The sequence below is a fragment of the Paraburkholderia sp. RHO2 genome, assembly GCF_050955445.1.
Lineage (GTDB): Bacteria > Actinomycetota > Actinomycetes > Mycobacteriales > Mycobacteriaceae > Prescottella > Prescottella agglutinans_A.
In genome coordinates this window covers 5,150,444-5,166,748 of sequence record NZ_CP162617.1, presented here as the reverse complement: position 1 = coordinate 5,166,748, position 16,305 = coordinate 5,150,444, and the positions used below count along the sequence as shown (strand labels likewise).

The window sequence follows — 16,305 nt, the reverse complement described above, 5'->3', positions numbered from 1 at the left end:
GATTCCGTGAATCCGTGCGGTTGCTTCCGGCCGCAGCGGCGTCAGCACGACTCGGTCACGGCGTCGGCGCCCTCGTCCCGGCCGCCCACCGGCCGGCGGGGAATCCGCCCGGTGAAGAACAGCGCACCGACGGCCAGCAGTGCCGCCACCGAGAGGGCACTCTGCAGGGCCTCCAGCCGGGCGTCCGAGTTGGCGGCGACCACCGCGTCGGCAACGGGCTCGTCCACGTTCGCGTCGGCGAGGGCCGTGCGTAGCTGGGTGTCGCTGAGGAACGGCACGCCGCTCGCGAGGTCGACGGTGGCCTGCTGCTGAACCGCCGGGGGGACCCGCGGATCGTTCTGGATGCCGGCGATGATCGACGCACCGAGCGTCGCGATCAGCACCGAACCGATCAGCGCGGTGCCGAGGGAGGCGCCGAGATTGGTTGCGGTGTTCTGCAGCCCGCCGACCTCGGCGCTCCGCGAGTCCGGGACCGCGGACACCGTGACCGCGCCGAGTTGCGAGGAGAGCGCGCCCAACCCGAGACCCATGAGCAGCATCGGGACCGCGACGACGCCGGCGTTGGCACCGGGATCCATGCCTGCCGCGAGGATGAGAATGCCGACGGTCATCGACGCCAGCCCGAGACGGACCACGCGCCGGGGCATCGCGTTGGGCCACAGCTTGGGAATCCCGACCGCGGCGGCCAGGAGCGCCACCGACAGCGGCAGCAGCCGCACGCCGGTCTGCAGGGCGGTCAGTTCGAGCACGACGGACAGGAACAGCGGAACCGTGAAGAAGACGCCGGCCTGAATCATGAACTGTGCGAAGAACATCGTCAGCCCACCCGACAATTGCCGGTTGCCGAGCAGGCGGGTGTCGAGCAGTGGGTCGCGGCCGCGGCGCGTCAGATAGGCCTCCCACCGAGTGAGGGCGTACACCACCAGCATGCCGCCGAGCACCAGCCAGACCACCGGCGACAGTCCCAGGACCTCCGGTCCGCCGGGGCGGCTGCGCAGCCAACCCCACTCGCCGGACCGGAGCACGCCGTACACCACGAGTCCCAGTCCGAGCACCGACAGCGCCGACCCGACCAGGTCGAGACGCACCCGCGACGGTGGGGTGTCCTCGATCTTGCGGAGCACCGGCAGGATCAGCAGGACCAGGATCACTTCGCCCGCGAAGACGTACCGCCACGACGCGAATGTCGTGACGGCCCCGCCGATCAGCGGTCCCGCGGCCACCGCGATCGCGCCCGACGCCGCGATCAATCCGTATGCGCTCGAGCGTCTCTCCGGTGCGAAGTTGGATGCCACCAGCGCAACGATCGCCGGCATGATCAGGGCGGCGCCGATCCCCTCGAGCAGGGACCACCCGATCAGCAGGACGGCGAGATTCGGGGCCAGCGCGGTGGTCAGCGACCCGGAGCCGTAGATCACCAGTCCGATCGCGAACGCGCGCCGCCGTCCGATGATGCTGCCGACCTTGCCGCCGGTGAGCATCAGCGTCGCCATCACGAGCGTGTACAGCGTGATCGCGGTCTGGATCCCGGTGATGGTCGTGCCCAGGTCGGACGCGACCATCGCCATCGACACGTTCATCACCGAACTGTCGAGGGTCATCAGGAACTGCCCGGCCGACAGCGTCGCCAGCACGAGCGTTGCCCGGGCCCCGGCCCGGGACTGGGTGTCGGCCTGCATTACCTGATTGAAGCAGCAGCGGGGCGCCGGCCGGGGCAGATCGGGTCAGTCGATCAAACCGGTCCGGTACGCGATCTCGAGGGCCTCGTCCCGCGAATGCGCGCCGATCTTGCGGTACAGCGAGCGCAGCTGGCTCTTGACGGTGTTGGTCGACACGAACAACTTTCGCGCGATCTCGAGGGTCGACAGTCCCTGCGCCAACTCGAGGAGCACCGCATGCTCGCGTTCGGTCAGTTCGACGTGGTGCACCGCGGGCGGGTAGATCTCGGGCACATCGGACGCGAGGAAGGAGGCCGCCGCCGGCGACGGCAGGGGCGCCGCGGCGTCGAGCGCGGCGACCAGTTCCCGCGGCACGGTCGCGAGCGTGCCGAGGAGGCCGGTGCGGTCGGCGAGGGCAGCGGCGTGGGCCCACGACCTGGCCGCCGCGGCCTTCTCCCCGAGGGTGCGGTGGGCGGCCGCCTCGATGAGCAGGACCTCGAGCTGGGTGCGGGTGAACGGTTGACTGAACCAGTCGCACTTGCGGCACAGCGCCAACGCGGCGGCGGGCGCACCGGTCAACAGGTGTGCGCGGGCGGCGGTGGCGACGATCAGAGGTGCTTCGACCGGCTGGGCCTCGAGGATGGCCAGCGCCCGGTTGCCTTCGCCGAGCGCCAACCGCAGCTCTATCTCGAGGGCGGTCATGAGCCGCGAGATTGCGGAGCCGTTGCGGATCGCCGCCGAGTGCGACGTGACGGCCCGCTGGAGGACGGCCATACCGGTGTACGCCTGCCCGGTCGCCAGCGCGTAGCGGCAGTGCGCAAACGTGATGTACGGCCACAGCTCCTCTCGCTCCGACGCTTCCCCCAGTTCGTCGAGCCATTTTCCGGCGCCGACGAGATCGAGGCGGTCGAGCGCGACGAGGGTCCGTGCGACCAGCCCGCCCACCTTGATCATGGGTTCGAACCAGCCCTCCGTGTCCGGATGTGCCTCCTCGAGCTCGAGCCACTCCTCGGTTCGCCGGGGTTCCCCGATGACCGCCCAGTTCATCGCCGAGTTGCCGGCCGCGTTGAGCGCGATGAAGTCGACCCGCTGCCCCAGCGCGCTGCGGTGCGCCAGCCGCAACTCCACCGCCGATTCCGCGAAGGCGCCCGCCAGCTGGTACGTGATGCCCCACTGCAGTCGCATGATCGGCAGCTGGGGCCCGACGTCGTCCGGACGTGCCTCGAGTGCCCCGCGAACCAGGTGTGAGAGGCGTCGGGTCATCTCGGCGGCTCGATCGTGCTCACCGGCCAGTCGCAGCATGAGCGATTGGACACAGCCGATCGCGAGGGCATCGCTGGCCTCGTCGGTCGCCCCGAGCTTCTCGAGCGCTGCCGGATCCTGCGGCAGCGCGTCGGCGGGAATCGTCGGGTGCGAGCCGAGGAGGACGAACAGGTCGCGCCCGGCCTTGATGACGGGACGCGCCTCGACGAGATCCGGCGGCAGTTCACGCAGTGCGGAACGGAGGAGGGCGAAATGACTGCCGACGAGGCGGACCCAGTGTTCCTCGAGCAGTTCGATCGCGAGTGGCCAATTGCGGGCCTCGACGGCGTAGGACAGCGCCTCGGCGACGTCGCCGTGAACCGCCGCGTTGCGCGCGAGTGCGGTCAGCCGGCGTGCGGGCTCGAGTCCAGTTCGTTCCTGGAGGGCGAGGAGTCGTTCGCGGACGGCGGGCGTCAGCTCCCAGGCGTCCTCCGTCGTTGTCTCGCAATGATTGACGATTCCGGCGGTTTCGAGAGCGGCGAGGTGCCGTGCGGCGTCGTCGACGCCGGTCAACAGGCTCGCGACCTCGGGGGTGATCACCCGAGCGGCCGCCACGCCGATGACGAAATCGCGGTCGGCGTCAATCGAAGGGTGTTGGAGGACAGACGATTGCACGAAGCGGTCGATGGCGGTGTCGAGACGGTGCGACAGAAGCGCACGGCGATCCGAGACGCTGGGGAGGCTCTTGGCGACGACGACCGCGATCCGCATGAGTGCCGGCATCGCCGACACGCGCGCGAGAATGTACTCCAATTCTCCGGGTCTCAGGTCGATTTCGGCGTGCGCGAACAGTTCCTCGGCTTCCTCGAGGGTGTACAGCAGGTCGCGCGCGAGGATCAGTTCGTGCGTCGGCTCCATCAGGATCGGATCGCCGAACAGGGAGCGCCCACACGCGGTGGCAACGATGTTCACGTTGTGGCAGCGGTCGAGCAGGTGCAGGATCTCCTCCTCGATTCGCTCGTCCGCGACCAGGTCGATGCGGTGCAGCACCAGTAGAACCGGTGCGCCGCTGCGGGCGAGGTTCTCGCGAACCTCCTCGGCGCCGGAGGTCGGCGGTGTGTTCGGAATCGATTCTCCGGCAAGGATGCCCGAGGCGTGGATCTGTTCTGCCACCGTCTGCCAGTAGATCTCGGAGTCCGTGCAGCCCTCGGGTGCCGAAATCCACAGGACCGCCCGGAAGTCCGATCGATCGGCCTCCAGCCACGACAGGACCAGTTCGCGTTTGCCGAACCCGCGTGGCGCCCGGATGACGGTGATGGGCGAGTTCCGGTCCAGCCGGGCCAGCAGTCGCGTGCGCGGAGGCGCCCATGCGGCGTTGCGGCTCGGCGCAGGGCTCGAACCGCGGTCGTCGCGCCGTGTCATCTAGAAGCACCCCCCCGGCTCTGTCATGGCTGAGCCCGCCCTGTCGGAATGGCGGGCGGAACAGTCGCGCCATCAACCTATTCGATCTCGATCATTGCAAACTACGGTTTGGGGCGTCGTCGTGGCCTGCGGTTCCCGCGGGATGAGACCGTGCATTGCCCGCCCGGCCGCCGTGGGGCACCGTCGTCGACATGAGTGAGCGTGTACCGGATCCGGCGTTGCACGGCTCGGCGCGCGAGCCGCGGACCGACTCCCCGCCGGTGCGTCCGAATTCCGTCCGACGCATCGCATGGCTCGACATGGACCGCCCGCACGGAACCGGTGGGGCGCTCGCACTGCACGGTCGCGCGTGGGACTTCGAGATCGACACGTACCGGCAGCCGTCGGTGCGTGAATCCGTCGCTCTACGAGCCGCCGTGGACTACCACCGGGGCCGGCGCCTGACCGACATCGAGTCGTCGCCGGTGGTGCCCGGGCTCGAGTCCCTCGTCGGCCACCCGGCGATCGCCGGGTTCCGCGGTCGCGTGGCGGACGCTGCCGGCGGGGTGCCCTCGCCGCTGGCCCTGCTGCTGGACGACGTCCCGATGGGCACGCTGATCTCCGGGCACGCGGTGTCCGCCGCCCGGGAGGCGGAGGACGAACATGTGACCGCCGGTACCGGATATGTCCCCGTCGGTGACCAGTGCGCGGGCTATACCGCGAACGGCGCGCTGATCGCCACCATCGGGGTGCGCGGGCGCGGTCCCGTCGCCGACGGTCCCGTCGCGCCACCCGTCGACGACGCCTTCGGGCGGTCCCCGGGGACGCTCGCCGTCCACTCGATGCGTCGCCGGCGGCGCATCGACCGGTGGGTCGCCGCCGGCGCGATCCACATCGACGCGATGTTCCGCGACACGTACGGCCGGGCCGACGGCGTCGAGACCGTGATCCACGAGTACGGATTGACGGTGGTCGCCGACGCGGCCACCGGGGTGATCCGGGAGGCCGTCGCGACACCGCGCGTGCTGCCGTGGTTCGACTGCCCGGGCGCGGTGCCGAGCGCCGGCCGGCTGGTCGGCACGACGCTCGACCAGGTCGAGGGGCGGGTGCGTCGCGAGTTCCGCGGCGTCGACACCTGCACCCACCTCAACGACCTGCTCCGGAGCATCGCGCGCTAGGTCCGCCGGGAGTTGACGCCGTAGCGCTCACTGGCTGACGGGGGCGCCGAACCCCTTCTCCGCCAACCACTCGAGGACGGTGTCGGCAACCTCCGGCCAGCCGTGGTCGATGGTGAGCGAGTGCCCGCGGTCGGCGAACACGAGATAGTCGTTGTCGGTGTGCGCCTTGTGGTATCGGTGGTGCGCCGAGCGGCTCACCGACTCGGGCACCGAGTGGTCCTGGCCTCCGCCGAGGATCAGCAATGGACCCCGTTCGACGTTCGTGTCGACGTGCGCAGGCGAACCCGGCAGGAAGTTCGCGAAGGCCGCCTGGAACAGCGGACGGCCCGGGGACGGGATGGACCAGTGCTCGTACAGCGCGTCGGACTCGCTGCGGTCGAGTGCATTGCCGAAGCCGTACGCGAACGCGTCCGGGGTGAGGGTCACACTCCGCTTGGCGTTCGCGGGATTGCCGAGCACGGGGAACGTGGACCGCAACTGCGCGAACGGCAGCGCCTTCACCCCCTGGATCTGGGCGGGGTCGATCGCGACGGCTGCCACGGCGACGTCGGCGGCCAGGAGTTTCTGCGCGATCAGCCCGCCGAACGAGTGGCCGACGACGATCGGTTTGCGGCCGAGTGGGGCGATGGCCTCCGCGAAGTGTGCGGTGACCTCGTCGATGCCGTTGCCGGCCTGGTCCTCGGCGTGCGCCCGCGTGTCGTCGATGCTCGGCGTCTCGCCGGGCCACGTGGGTGCCACGGTGCGGAATCCGGCCGCCCCGAACTTCGCTCGCCACGGGTCCCAGGACGCCGCGGCCAGCCAGAGACCGTGGATGAACATCACAGGCGGGGTGTCGGGCATGGTTCACGTCCTTCCGGATGGTGGAACGGGCACCCACTACTCGGTCCTCACCATGCCCTCCCCGGCGGCGTTACCGGCCGACAATCGCCGGAGCGGGCCGTAACGATATGGACTTTGGTCACCAATCGAGGACGAACAGTCCGAATCGGTCCCGTTCAGTGAGATCCGTGCCACCCTCGACTGACACGTGTTCCAGTGTGAACCGGAACACATGATCAAACGAGTAGTTGATTATTCGGACGTTTTCACTGGAAGGGGCTCGGGGAGCGGTCATGACGACGATGGAGACGGACAACGAGGAAGTTCGGATGATCGACGCCGGCGAGGCCCCGGCGCGATTCGCCCGTGGTTGGCACTGCGTGGGTTTGACGCGTGAACTTCGTGACGGTAAGCCGCATTCGGTGCATGCGTTCGGCACCAAGCTGGTCGTTTTCGCCGACAGCACGGGCGAACTGCAGGTGCTCGACGCGTACTGCCGCCACATGGGCGGCGACCTGAGCCAGGGCGAGATCAAGGGCGACGCGGTCGCGTGTCCGTTCCACGACTGGCGCTGGAACGGCAAGGGCCGCTGCACCGACATCCCCTACGCCCGCCGCGTGCCGCCGCTCGCGAAGACCCGGGCGTGGACCACGATGGAGAAGGACGGCCTGCTGTTCGTGTGGCACGACCCGGAGGGCAACCCGCCGCCGCCGGAGGTCACGATCCCGGACATGAGCCAGCCCGGGGAGGAGTGGACCGACTGGGTCTGGAAGCAGATCACCATCGACACCAACTGCCGCGAGATCATCGACAACGTCGTCGACATGGCGCACTTCTTCTACGTGCACTACGGATTCCCGATCAAGTTCAAGAACGTCTTCGAGGGCCACATCGCAACCCAGTACTACGAGGGCGTCGGCCGTGACGACATGGTCCGGGCCACCAGCAAGCAGCCCGCCGCGACCGGAAACGACTCGGTGGCGTCCTACTACGGTCCGTCCTTCATGATCGACGAGCTCACGTACCACTACCCCGATTTCTCGATCGATTCGATCCTGATCAACTGCCACTACCCGATCACGCCGAACAAGTTCGTCCTCATGTACGGCATCAAGGTCAAGCAGACCGACGCGATCCAGGGCGAGAAGGCCCAGGATCTCGCGAAGACGATGGCGTCGTACATCACGATCGGGTTCGAGCAGGACGTCGCGATCTGGAAGAACAAGACCCGGATCGAGAACCCGCTCCTGTGCGAGGAGGACGGCCCGGTGTACCAGCTGCGGCGCTGGTACGAGCAGTTCTACGTGGACGTCGCGGACATCACCCCGGACATGGTGGCCCGCTTCGAGTTCGAGATGGACACCTCCAAGCCGGTCGCGGCGTGGAAGCGCGAGGTCGCCGAGAACATGGAGCGCCGCGCCGCCGAGATCGCCACTTCGAACTAGCGATCGAAGCCGGCCGCGGGGAATAACGGTCGGCGCCCCGCGGTTGTCCGGTCATGGCGAAAACCGTTGTGGCCAACGCATACGGTGGGCCGGAGGTCCTCGAAGTGATCGACGAGGACCTCCCGGACCCCGGTCCCGGCCAGGTGGTCGTGGAAATGCGTGCGATCGGCGTCAACCCCATCGACTACAAGCTGTACAGCGGGGAGTTCGGCAGGGATCCCACGCGGCTGCCGGTCCGTCCCGGCGTCGAGGGAGCGGGTGTCGTCGTCGCCGTCGGGGATGAGAACGGGGATGTCCGGGTCGGGGAGGAAGTGATTGTCTACGCGGGGGCCGGCGCCTATTCCGAACGGGTGCTCGCGTCCGCGGAGGACGTTCTGCCCAAACCGGAATCGGTGTCGTGGGAGGCCGCGGCGTGCCTGCTGGTCGCGGGCGGTACCGCGGTGGACGCGCTGACCGTGACCCGGGTCGGGGAGGGCGATGTCGTCGTCGTCCAGGGCGCGGCCGGTGGTGTCGGCGAGCTGGTGGTGCAGCTCGCCGCGGCGCGCGGCGCGATCGTCGTCGGCGTGGCGAGGGAGAAGCACCACGACTTTCTGCGCACTCTCGGCGCGGCGCCGGTTCTGCCCGGCGCCGGGCTGCCGGAGCGGATCCGGGCGCTCGCCCCGGACGGCGTCGACGCGGTGATCGACACCGTCGGCACCGACGACGTGGTCGACGCCTCGCTCGCGCTGGGCGCCCACCTCGACCGCATCGTCACGATCGTCGCGTTCGAACGGGCGGCGCGCGACGGATTCCTCGCGATCGGTGCGGGCAACGAGAACAGCGACCGGATCCGCCGGGAGGCGCGCCCGATCCTCATCGACATGGCCGGCCACGGCGGGCTGGAGGTGGCGGTCGGAACCCGCTTCCCGCTGGTCGAGGCCGCCGCGGCGCATCGCGCCTTCAAGGAGCCCCACGCGCGCGGGAAGTTCGTGCTGATTCCCTAGCTTGACCGCGTCCGCGGCGACTTCGCGATCGCCAACGACATGACGGCCGCGATGGCGCACAGCGCGCCGGCTACGTAGAACGCCGCGTCGTAGCCGCCGAAGCGGTCGCGCACGAGTCCGGCCAGGAACGCCACCAGGCCCGCACCGATCTGGTGCGACGCCAGCACCCAGCCGAAGACGATCGGGCCGTCGGCGCCGAAGTGCTTGCGGCACAGCGCGACCGTGGGGGGAACCGTCGCGACCCAGTCGAGGCCGTAGAAGATGATGAACGCGATCATCGGCGGGTGCACCGTCGCGGCGAACAGCAGCGGCAGCACCATCAGAGACAGGCCGCGTAGCAGGTAGTAGATCCCCAGCAGTCTCCGCGGATCGAACCGGTCCGTGAACCATCCCGACGCGATGGTTCCGACCAGATCGAACAGACCGATCACCGCCAGCAGGCTCGCGGCGGCCGTCACCGGCATGCCGTGATCGTGCGCGGCCGGCACGAAGTGCGTGCCGACGAGGCCGTTGGTACTGGCGCCGCAGATCGCGAACGTGCCTGCCAGCAACCAGAACACGCGAGTCCGCGCGGCCGACCACAGGACACCGAGAGCACGTCCGACGGCGCCACCGGGGACGTCCGGGACGGCCGGCCGGACATAGTCGGACGGCGCGCCGTACGGCGTCGTCCCGACGTCCTCGGGGCGGTTGCGCAGGAACAGCAGCACGAGAGGCACCACCGCGAGGGCGGCGGCCGCCACCGTGAGCGAGACCGTCTGCCAGTTGTAGCGCTCGGCGAGCATCGCGAGCAACGGCAGGAACACCAGTTGGCCGGCCGCCCCACCGGCGGTGAGGATTCCGGTGACCAGTCCGCGGCGGGCGACGAACCAGCGGTCGGTGACGGTCGCGACGAACGCGAGTGCCATCGACCCGGTGCCGAGACCGACCAGCACGCCCCACAACAGGACCAGCTGCCATGTCGTGGTCATGAACACCGTCAGGCCGCTGCCCAGCGCGACGAGGGCCAGCGCCGCGGCCACGATCCGGCGCATGCCGAACCGTTCCATCAGGGCCGCCGCGAACGGGGCCGTGAGCCCGTACAGCACGAGGTTGACGGACACTGCCGCCGAGATGCTCGCGCGCGACCAGCCGAAGTCGTCGTGCAGCGGGTCGATGAGCACGGACGGTGCGGCCCGGAAGCTGGCGGCGCCGACCAACGCGAGGAACGCGACGGCCGCGGCGAGCCACGCCGGGTGGATCCGAGGTACGCGCCCGGTGCGGGTGGATTTGGGGGTGGAACGGGGCGGGGCGATCTCGGGACTCACGGCCTACATTGTGGCGGTCGCCGCGTCGGCGACCGCCACCGGACCGCCACCGGACCGCCACCGGACCGCCACCGGACCGTCAGGGGAGCAGGGCGGCCGGCGTTCCGGGCAGACCCGGGTAGTAGGTGCCGGCCGACCAGCCGCCGTCGACGGCGAGTTCGGCACCGGAGATGTACGACGCCTCATCACTCGCGACGAACAGCGTGGCGCGCGCGACGTCCTCGGATTCGCCGATCCGCTGGAGCGGCACACCCACGTACTTGCTCTGCAGTTCGTCGCCGCGCAGGCCACCCGGGTTGCCGAGCGTGGTGTCGACTCCGCCGGGATGCACCGAGCACACCCGGATGCCGGCCGGGCCGAGTTCGTACGCCAGCGCCTTGGTCAGTCCGCGCACCGCCCACTTGCTGGCCGTGTACGCGGCCAGGCCGTTGACGCCGCGCAGGCCGTCGACCGACGAGATGTTGACGATGACGCCCCGGCCGGCTGCCTTCATCGTCGGCACGACCGCTTTGGCCCCCAGCAGGTTTCCGAGAACATTGACGTCGAGGAGGCGCTCGGTCTTCGCGACGTCGATGTCCTCGATCGGCGCCCAGTGCATGACGCCGGCGTTGTTGACGAGAACGTCGATCGTGGAGAACTGCTGCACGGTCCGCTCGGTGAACGCCCTCCACGAGTCCTCGCTGCTGACGTCCAGCGGCGCGAAGAAGGCGCCCTCGCCCAGTTCCTCGGCGAGGGCGCGGCCCTGCTCCTCGAGGACGTCACCGAGCGCCACGCGTGCACCTTCGGCCACGAACAGCCGAGCCGTCGCCGCACCCATGCCCTGCGCCGCTCCGGTGATGATCGCGACCTTGCCGTCGAGTCGTGCCATGCGTCCTCCGAAATCCGTTGCGGGCCGGACGGTCCGGCCCGGGTCGACCATGACCGAAGAAACGGACCGGAGGAAGCCCGTTTCTCACCCAGTGGCACGCGTCACATCGATCCGTCAGTGCACCACCGAACCACCGTCGGCGATGATCACCTGCCCGGTGATGTAGCTGCCCGCGTCGGAGGCGAGCAGCAGCGCGGGGCCCACCATCTCGTCAGGGTCGGCGATGCGCTGCAGTAGCGACATCTGCCGCATCGCCTCGACGGCCTCCGGCGGATTGTTGCGGACCATCTGGGTGTCGACCGAACCCGGGGCAAGCGCGTTGACGCGGATCCCGCGCGGCGCGAACTCCGCGGCCATGGAGCGGGTGTACGACAGCAGCGCGTTCTTGCCGGCCGCGTACATCGCGACCTTCGGCGAGAACATGAACGCGCCCACCGAGATGACGTTGATGACGGCGGCATGCTTGCTGGCCTCGAGGTAGGGCAGCGCCGCCTGGGTCAGGAACACCGGGCCGCGCAGGTTCACGTCGTAGGACTTGGTCCACGCCTCCGGGGTGAACTCGCCCAGCGGCAGGGTGAGCGGGTTGGCGGCGGCGTTGACCAGGATGTCGATGCCCCCGAACTCGTTCGCCGCGCCCTCCGCGAGCGCCGTGAGGTCGTCGAGTTCTCCCATGTGCGCCGGGATTCCGAGCGCATTGCCGCCGATCTCCCGCAGATGCCGTGCGGCCTCGGTGCACGCGTCGGCCTTGCGGCTGGCGACGACGACGTCGGCACCGGCGGCCGCGAATCCCTCGGCGATCGCCAGGCCGATGCCTCGGGTGCCGCCCGTGACGACCGCGGTGCGGCCGGAGAGGTCGAAGAGCTGATGCAGTTCTTCTCGGTTCATGCTCGTTCTCCCGTCTGCGCCCACGCGGGCGGTCTGCGTTCGATGAATGCTGCTGCGGCTTCGGCGAACTCGCCGCCGGTGCCGGCCAGGATCTGGGTGCGGTTCTCGAGGGCGATCGCGGCATCGACGCCGCCGGCGTAGGCGTTCGCGGTGAGCACCTGCTTGGTCATCGCCAGCGCGAACGGGCTGTGACCGCACAGGGTGGTCGCGAGTTCCCGTGCCGTGTCCAGCAGTTCAGCGTCGGGCACGACGCGGGTGACGAACCCGATCCGCTCCGCCTCGGCGGCGTCGAACTCCCGGGCGGTGGTGATCAACTCGGTTGCGCGTCCCGCGCCGATCAGGCGGGGGAGGGTGTAGCTGATCCCGATGTCGCAGCCGGAGATACCGATCTTGATGAACTGCACGCCGAAGCGCGCCGAGGTCGACGCGATCCGCAGGTCGCACGCGGCCGCCACCGCCAGGCCGCCGCCGAACGCCGGACCGTTGATCGCGGCGATCACCGTCTGGGGGAGTCGTTGGAGGCGGGGGACGAGCGAGGCGATGTACTCCTGGGTGCGCATGCCGGCGGCCGGCCCGGTCAGGCCGGCGGCGGTCGGTGCCGTGCGGATCGGGTCCTTCAGGTCGAGCCCGGCGCTGAAGCCGCGCCCGGCCCCGGTGAGGATCACCACGCGACAGGTGTTGTCGTGCTCGAGGGCGGTGAGTGCCCCGTGCAGTTCCTCGACGAGCGCGAAGCTCAGGGCGTTGAGGCGATCCGGGCGGTTCAGGGTGAGTATCGCGACGGCCGGGTCCGGGCGCGCTACTTCGATCAAAGTCATTCGGGCTCCGCATCGTTCGGAACGGACACGTCGATTCGTCCGGCTCTTAGGCTTACACCATGTAAGGTAATTTTGTCAGCACTTTTCCGAGAAAGGAGCGCCGCAGTGGCCCAGGACGGTCCCGCACGGGGCAGGCCGCGCGACCCCGCCCGGCACCGGGCGGTGCTCGCGGCGACCGCCGAGTTGCTGATCGAGGGCGGCTACGAGGCGCTCACGCTCGCCGCGGTCGCGCGCCGGGCCGAGGTCGGTCGCCCACTGCTGTACCAGTGGTGGGGGAGCAAGGCGGCGCTGGTGCAAGAGACCCTGTTCCGGCGGGAACCGCTGTCGGCGAGCGCGGTTCCGGAGGGCGCCCCGTTCGCCGAGACCTTCGCCGCGATGGTGCGGGACATGGTCGCGCTGCAGTCGCTGCCCGAGTACCGGCGTGGCATGCCCGGGCTGATCGCCGACATGGTCGCCGATTCGGAACTGATGGAACTCGCCGAAACTCGGTTCATCGGGCCGGTGCGGGAACGCTACGTCGAGGTGTTCCGTCGGGCAATCGATTCCGGAGAGATCCGGCCCGACGCGGACGGCGGCGTGGTGCTGGACGTCCTTCGCGGCGCGGTCATGATGCTCACCCTCACCCGGCCGGAGTGGGACGAGGACGAGCTCGTCGCCCACCTGGTGCGAACGGTGCTCGACGGCATCCTCGCCTAGGTGTTGCGGGTCAGGACGTTCTTGACACTGTCAGCGCGTCGACTCGATCGAGGGGTCCGGCGGCGAGTCGAGCCATGAGGCGATCGCTGCCTCGGTCTTTTGCAGTTGTAATCGGCGCTGACGCACTTCGTGAAGGCGTTCGGTGAGCCGCGCCCGGGTGACCGAACAGCATTTGCGATCGTCGTCGGGGTTCGGTTCCAGGCAGGGCATCATCACAGTGATGTCGCCTGTGTTGAACCCAGCGTCCAGCAATGCCTTGATCTGTTCGGCGCGCGCTACATGGGCCGGGGTGTACTCGCGGTAGCCGGCTCTCGAGCGGTCGGGCACAAGCAAACCGCTGGCTTCGTAGTGCCGAAGGCGGTGCGCGGGCACTCCCACCTGGCTGGCTGCATCTCCGATACGCACGACGCGACCTTCCTGCCTCTGAAAGTTGACCTTCACACTGATCTTAAGGTTGATGATCGGCGCTATGGTTTCCTTGTCTCGGCGTCTGCCAGTTGTCGTAATGGCAATCACGCTGTTCGTCGTCACCACGAGTGAGTTCCAGGTCGCAGCGATGCTGACCGACATGGCCTCGGACTTGCACGTCGCGACCGCCACCCTCGGCATGCTGGTGACGGTCTACGCCCTCGGCATGGGTCTGGGCGGCCCCGCTGTTGCTTGGTTGCTACGCAGGCTGCCCGCCAAGCGGGGGTTGGTGCTCGTCTTGGGTGTGTACGCCGTGACCGAGGCGGTCGCGGGCGGGGTGGGCTCGACGGGTCCGTTGTTCGTGCTGCGGGCGGTGACCGGAGCGTTGTCCGGGGCGGCCTTCGGCATGTCGTTGTCGATCGGCATGCGATTGGGAAGTAGGTTGGAGCAGACCCGCACGTCAGCAGCGATCCTGACGGGACTCATGGTGGGGACTCTGCTCGGTCTGCCGTTGAGCCACTTGGTAGGCACGTTCTTCGGGTGGCGGGTCTCCTTCTACGTGCTGGGCGGTGGCGCCGCAATCATGGCAGCAGCAGTCATGGTCACCGTTCCGGCATTGGGCCCGGATGAGACGGTGACCGAAGACGGCCGCCATGCTCTGCGTGGTCGCGCACTGTGGATCCGTTACGGCGCGAGCTTTCTGACCATCGGCGGTGCGTTCGCGGTCTTTGCGTTCATCGACCCGGTCCTGCGGCGGAGCGGTCTGAGTGAGGTGTCATCGACCTGGGTGATGCTGGGTTTCGGTGTCGCTGCTCTGACGGTCAACAGGTTCGCGGGCCGAGTCACGCCCGGTTCGGCCCGTCGATGGCTGCTGGCAGGTCTGGCAACGCAGCTCGTCGCGCTCGTGTTCTGCCTCGCCGGCCCAGACCATGTCGCTATCGTCGCCCTGGCCACGATCCTTTTGGGCGGAACGGGAATCGCCCTCAACCCCCTGCTCGTCGATCGCGTTCTCGCAGTCGCCCAACCCACCATGCTCGTCAACACATTTCACACGTCCGCAATCACGCTGGGGATCGCGGCGGCGACAGCGATCGGCAGTCGAAGCTACTACCGAAGCGGGGACCTCAGCGCCACGCTCTGGGTGGGCGTTGCCTTCACCGTCGCCGCTCTGGCTCTGACCTGCCGAACTCCAGAGAGGGCGGCAGGGGTGAATCGCGACACCGTTCCTGCCGCCCCTCTCCGGGGGGCCGGTCCTAGTTCCAGTTGTCGATCTTGACGTCTCGGGGATCCGGTGCGCCCGTGCCTGTTTCGACCAGCGATTTCAGGCTCATCAGGTAGAGCGCCCATTTGGTGCTGCAGTGGTGCATGAACTCGACGGGTTCCCGCCATCCTTCGTGCGCGAAGAGGACGATCGTGTGGTCACCGTCGCGGCGGAGGTCCCACGTCACTCGGGTACCGACCCATTCCTCGGGTCCTTCCATCACCTCCCACGCCACTCGTTTCGCGGGCTGGAGCTCGATCACCTTCAGATCGAATCCGCCCCCTCCGAATCGGAACTGCAGTGTCCCTCCGATGTTCGGGTCTCCGTCGGTGTCGCTGGCCCACCAGCCGGCAAGTCCGTCGACCGTGGTCAACGCCGCGTAGACGTCGTCCACCGACGGCGACTCGATCCCTACCCTGTGCAGAATGTCGACCATTTCGCGCTCCTCTCTCTTCTCACTTTCGACTGTTGCGTTGGATTTCTTCCGCGATCCGCTTGATGCGCTGCAGCCGGGCGTCCCACGTCGACCCGACGGCATTGAGCTGCGCTACGGCGCGGGCGAGTTGTGCGTCGTCGACCCGGTAGAGCCTCTCCCGGCCCACGGGTGTCGCATGCACCAAGCCGACGCGGTCGAGGACGCCGAGGTGTTTCGCGACGGCCTGGCGGGTCACGGGTAGCTGCTCACTGAGCGAGGTCGCCGTCCCCTCGCCGTCCGCCAGCAGCAGGTCGAGCATCCGGCGCCGTGTCGGGTCACCGATCGCGGACCAGAGGCCGTCGTCGACAACGGAATTCATCGGCTCGCACCCAGTCGGCCGACGTAGTCGACGAGGCGCGGGAGATACCGGTCCCACCCCTCGATGTGCGAGTGGTACTGCTCCTCGAGAACCGCGGCCTCCCAACCCATCTCGCGGAATCCGGTTTCCGTCATCCGGACCGTCGTGCCCTCTCCCGAGGGGGTGAGTTCGAATGTGACGAACAGCGTGTTGTCGGGGGCCGCCGCGTCGTCGACGAGATGAACCCAGCGGAAGGAGAACAGTCGGGGTGGTTGCGCGTCGACCACCGTGATCCGGGCGACGTGCCCGTCGGGCGAGGTCCGGTCGCCCCACACGAGTTCGCCGACGGATCCGGGGACCGGTTCCAGGCCGACGACATCGTCGGGCCACCACTCCTTCAAGTGCTGAGGGCTGCTGATGACCTCGTACACCACGTCCGGCGTGGCTTCGATGTACACAGAGCGTTCGATTCGTCCGTACTCCACGCCGACTCCCTCTATCGCAACGTTTGGTTGCGCATAAGGCTATCGGTCGCGGGCCGCACACGCAACCAATCGTTGCTCTTT

16 protein-coding genes are annotated in these 16,305 nt (G+C 68.7%); 5 read left to right on the top strand and 11 right to left on the bottom strand.

What is annotated here, in order from left to right; all coding sequences use genetic code 11:
- Positions 1-41: 41 nt before the first annotated feature.
- Positions 42-1,679 (bottom strand): MFS transporter, encoded by a 1,638-nt coding sequence (locus ABTV10_RS24065; RefSeq protein WP_433608295.1) that lies wholly within the window; start codon positions 1,677-1,679, stop codon positions 42-44.
- Positions 1,680-1,724: 45 nt separating this feature from the next.
- A complete protein-coding gene (locus tag ABTV10_RS24060; RefSeq protein ID WP_499031176.1) occupies positions 1,725-4,322 on the bottom strand; it encodes a helix-turn-helix transcriptional regulator in 2,598 nt (865 codons plus the stop codon).
- 191 nt (positions 4,323-4,513) lie between these two features.
- Between ABTV10_RS24060 and ABTV10_RS24055 the strand changes: the two genes are divergently transcribed.
- Positions 4,514-5,479 (top strand): DUF2889 domain-containing protein, encoded by a 966-nt coding sequence (locus ABTV10_RS24055; RefSeq protein WP_499031174.1) that lies wholly within the window; start codon positions 4,514-4,516, stop codon positions 5,477-5,479.
- A gap of 27 nt (positions 5,480-5,506) precedes the next feature.
- On the opposite strand, the gene ABTV10_RS24050 is transcribed toward ABTV10_RS24055, so the two are convergent.
- The gene (locus ABTV10_RS24050; protein ID WP_433608289.1) at positions 5,507-6,319 is read right to left on the bottom strand and encodes an alpha/beta fold hydrolase; all 813 of its coding nucleotides are present in this window, start codon (positions 6,317-6,319) and stop codon (positions 5,507-5,509) included.
- Between the two features lie 272 nt (positions 6,320-6,591).
- On the opposite strand from ABTV10_RS24050, the gene ABTV10_RS24045 reads away from it, so the two are divergent.
- Both ABTV10_RS24045 and ABTV10_RS24040 read left to right on the top strand, forming a co-directional pair.
- Positions 6,592-7,743, top strand: a complete 1,152-nt coding sequence (locus ABTV10_RS24045) for a 3-ketosteroid-9-alpha-monooxygenase, oxygenase component (RefSeq protein ID WP_433608287.1) — start codon at positions 6,592-6,594, stop codon at positions 7,741-7,743.
- Positions 7,744-7,796: 53 nt separating this feature from the next.
- Positions 7,797-8,726 carry an NADP-dependent oxidoreductase gene (locus ABTV10_RS24040; RefSeq protein ID WP_433608285.1) on the top strand — a complete coding sequence of 310 codons (930 nt, stop codon included), beginning with the start codon at positions 7,797-7,799 and terminating at the stop codon, positions 8,724-8,726.
- Here the strand turns inward: ABTV10_RS24040 and ABTV10_RS24035 are convergent.
- The 4 genes from ABTV10_RS24035 to ABTV10_RS24020 form a co-directional block, all read right to left on the bottom strand.
- Positions 8,723-10,021, bottom strand: coding sequence for an MFS transporter (locus tag ABTV10_RS24035; RefSeq protein WP_499035236.1), 1,299 nt, complete (start codon positions 10,019-10,021; stop codon positions 8,723-8,725). The two genes, ABTV10_RS24040 and ABTV10_RS24035, sit on opposite strands and share 4 nt — an antisense overlap.
- Positions 10,022-10,112: 91 nt before the next feature.
- The gene (locus ABTV10_RS24030) at positions 10,113-10,901 is read right to left on the bottom strand and encodes an SDR family NAD(P)-dependent oxidoreductase (RefSeq protein ID WP_433608281.1); all 789 of its coding nucleotides are present in this window, start codon (positions 10,899-10,901) and stop codon (positions 10,113-10,115) included.
- 114 nt (positions 10,902-11,015) lie between these two features.
- Positions 11,016-11,786: an SDR family NAD(P)-dependent oxidoreductase gene (locus ABTV10_RS24025; RefSeq protein WP_433608279.1), complete on the bottom strand. Its 771-nt coding sequence runs from the start codon at positions 11,784-11,786 to the stop codon at positions 11,016-11,018.
- On the bottom strand, positions 11,783-12,601 hold the full coding sequence (locus ABTV10_RS24020; protein ID WP_433608277.1) for an enoyl-CoA hydratase/isomerase family protein: 819 nt from the start codon (positions 12,599-12,601) through the stop codon (positions 11,783-11,785). Before ABTV10_RS24020 ends, ABTV10_RS24025 begins: the two co-directional genes overlap by 4 nt.
- 105 nt (positions 12,602-12,706) lie before the next feature.
- Between ABTV10_RS24020 and ABTV10_RS24015 the strand changes: the two genes are divergently transcribed.
- Positions 12,707-13,297, top strand: a complete 591-nt coding sequence (locus ABTV10_RS24015; protein WP_433608276.1) for a TetR/AcrR family transcriptional regulator — start codon at positions 12,707-12,709, stop codon at positions 13,295-13,297.
- Between the two features lie 30 nt (positions 13,298-13,327).
- Here ABTV10_RS24015 and ABTV10_RS24010 read toward each other — a convergent pair whose 3' ends face one another.
- Entirely contained in the window at positions 13,328-13,738 is a 411-nt protein-coding gene (locus tag ABTV10_RS24010) for a MerR family transcriptional regulator (protein WP_499031168.1), read from the bottom strand.
- Between ABTV10_RS24010 and ABTV10_RS24005 the strand changes: the two genes are divergently transcribed.
- Positions 13,728-14,981: an MFS transporter gene (locus ABTV10_RS24005; RefSeq protein ID WP_499031166.1), complete on the top strand. Its 1,254-nt coding sequence runs from the start codon at positions 13,728-13,730 to the stop codon at positions 14,979-14,981. The two genes, ABTV10_RS24010 and ABTV10_RS24005, sit on opposite strands and share 11 nt — an antisense overlap.
- On the opposite strand, the gene ABTV10_RS24000 is transcribed toward ABTV10_RS24005, so the two are convergent.
- Genes ABTV10_RS24000 through ABTV10_RS23990 form a run of 3 tightly spaced genes read right to left on the bottom strand, consistent with a single transcriptional unit; the run spans position 14,959 to position 16,224 of the window.
- Positions 14,959-15,402 carry an SRPBCC family protein gene (locus ABTV10_RS24000; protein ID WP_433608270.1) on the bottom strand — a complete coding sequence of 148 codons (444 nt, stop codon included), beginning with the start codon at positions 15,400-15,402 and terminating at the stop codon, positions 14,959-14,961. The two genes, ABTV10_RS24005 and ABTV10_RS24000, sit on opposite strands and share 23 nt — an antisense overlap.
- A 19-nt stretch (positions 15,403-15,421) precedes the next feature.
- The gene (locus ABTV10_RS23995) at positions 15,422-15,760 is read right to left on the bottom strand and encodes an ArsR/SmtB family transcription factor (protein ID WP_433608268.1); all 339 of its coding nucleotides are present in this window, start codon (positions 15,758-15,760) and stop codon (positions 15,422-15,424) included.
- The gene (locus tag ABTV10_RS23990; protein ID WP_433608266.1) at positions 15,757-16,224 is read right to left on the bottom strand and encodes an SRPBCC family protein; all 468 of its coding nucleotides are present in this window, start codon (positions 16,222-16,224) and stop codon (positions 15,757-15,759) included. Before ABTV10_RS23990 ends, ABTV10_RS23995 begins: the two co-directional genes overlap by 4 nt.
- Positions 16,225-16,305 lie beyond the last annotated feature (81 nt).

Coding starts and splice junctions, on each gene's coding strand:
- ABTV10_RS24065 (WP_433608295.1), bottom strand. CDS start 1,679: ATGCAGGCCGACACCCAGTCCCGGGCCGGGGCCCGGGCAACGCTCGTG.
- ABTV10_RS24060 (WP_499031176.1), bottom strand. CDS start 4,322: ATGACACGGCGCGACGACCGCGGTTCGAGCCCTGCGCCGAGCCGCAAC.
- ABTV10_RS24055 (WP_499031174.1), top strand. CDS start 4,514: ATGAGTGAGCGTGTACCGGATCCGGCGTTGCACGGCTCGGCGCGCGAG.
- ABTV10_RS24050 (WP_433608289.1), bottom strand. CDS start 6,319: ATGCCCGACACCCCGCCTGTGATGTTCATCCACGGTCTCTGGCTGGCC.
- ABTV10_RS24045 (WP_433608287.1), top strand. CDS start 6,592: ATGACGACGATGGAGACGGACAACGAGGAAGTTCGGATGATCGACGCC.
- ABTV10_RS24040 (WP_433608285.1), top strand. CDS start 7,797: ATGGCGAAAACCGTTGTGGCCAACGCATACGGTGGGCCGGAGGTCCTC.
- ABTV10_RS24030 (WP_433608281.1), bottom strand. CDS start 10,901: ATGGCACGACTCGACGGCAAGGTCGCGATCATCACCGGAGCGGCGCAG.
- ABTV10_RS24025 (WP_433608279.1), bottom strand. CDS start 11,786: ATGAACCGAGAAGAACTGCATCAGCTCTTCGACCTCTCCGGCCGCACC.
- ABTV10_RS24020 (WP_433608277.1), bottom strand. CDS start 12,601: ATGACTTTGATCGAAGTAGCGCGCCCGGACCCGGCCGTCGCGATACTC.
- ABTV10_RS24000 (WP_433608270.1), bottom strand. CDS start 15,402: ATGGTCGACATTCTGCACAGGGTAGGGATCGAGTCGCCGTCGGTGGAC.
- ABTV10_RS23995 (WP_433608268.1), bottom strand. CDS start 15,760: ATGAATTCCGTTGTCGACGACGGCCTCTGGTCCGCGATCGGTGACCCG.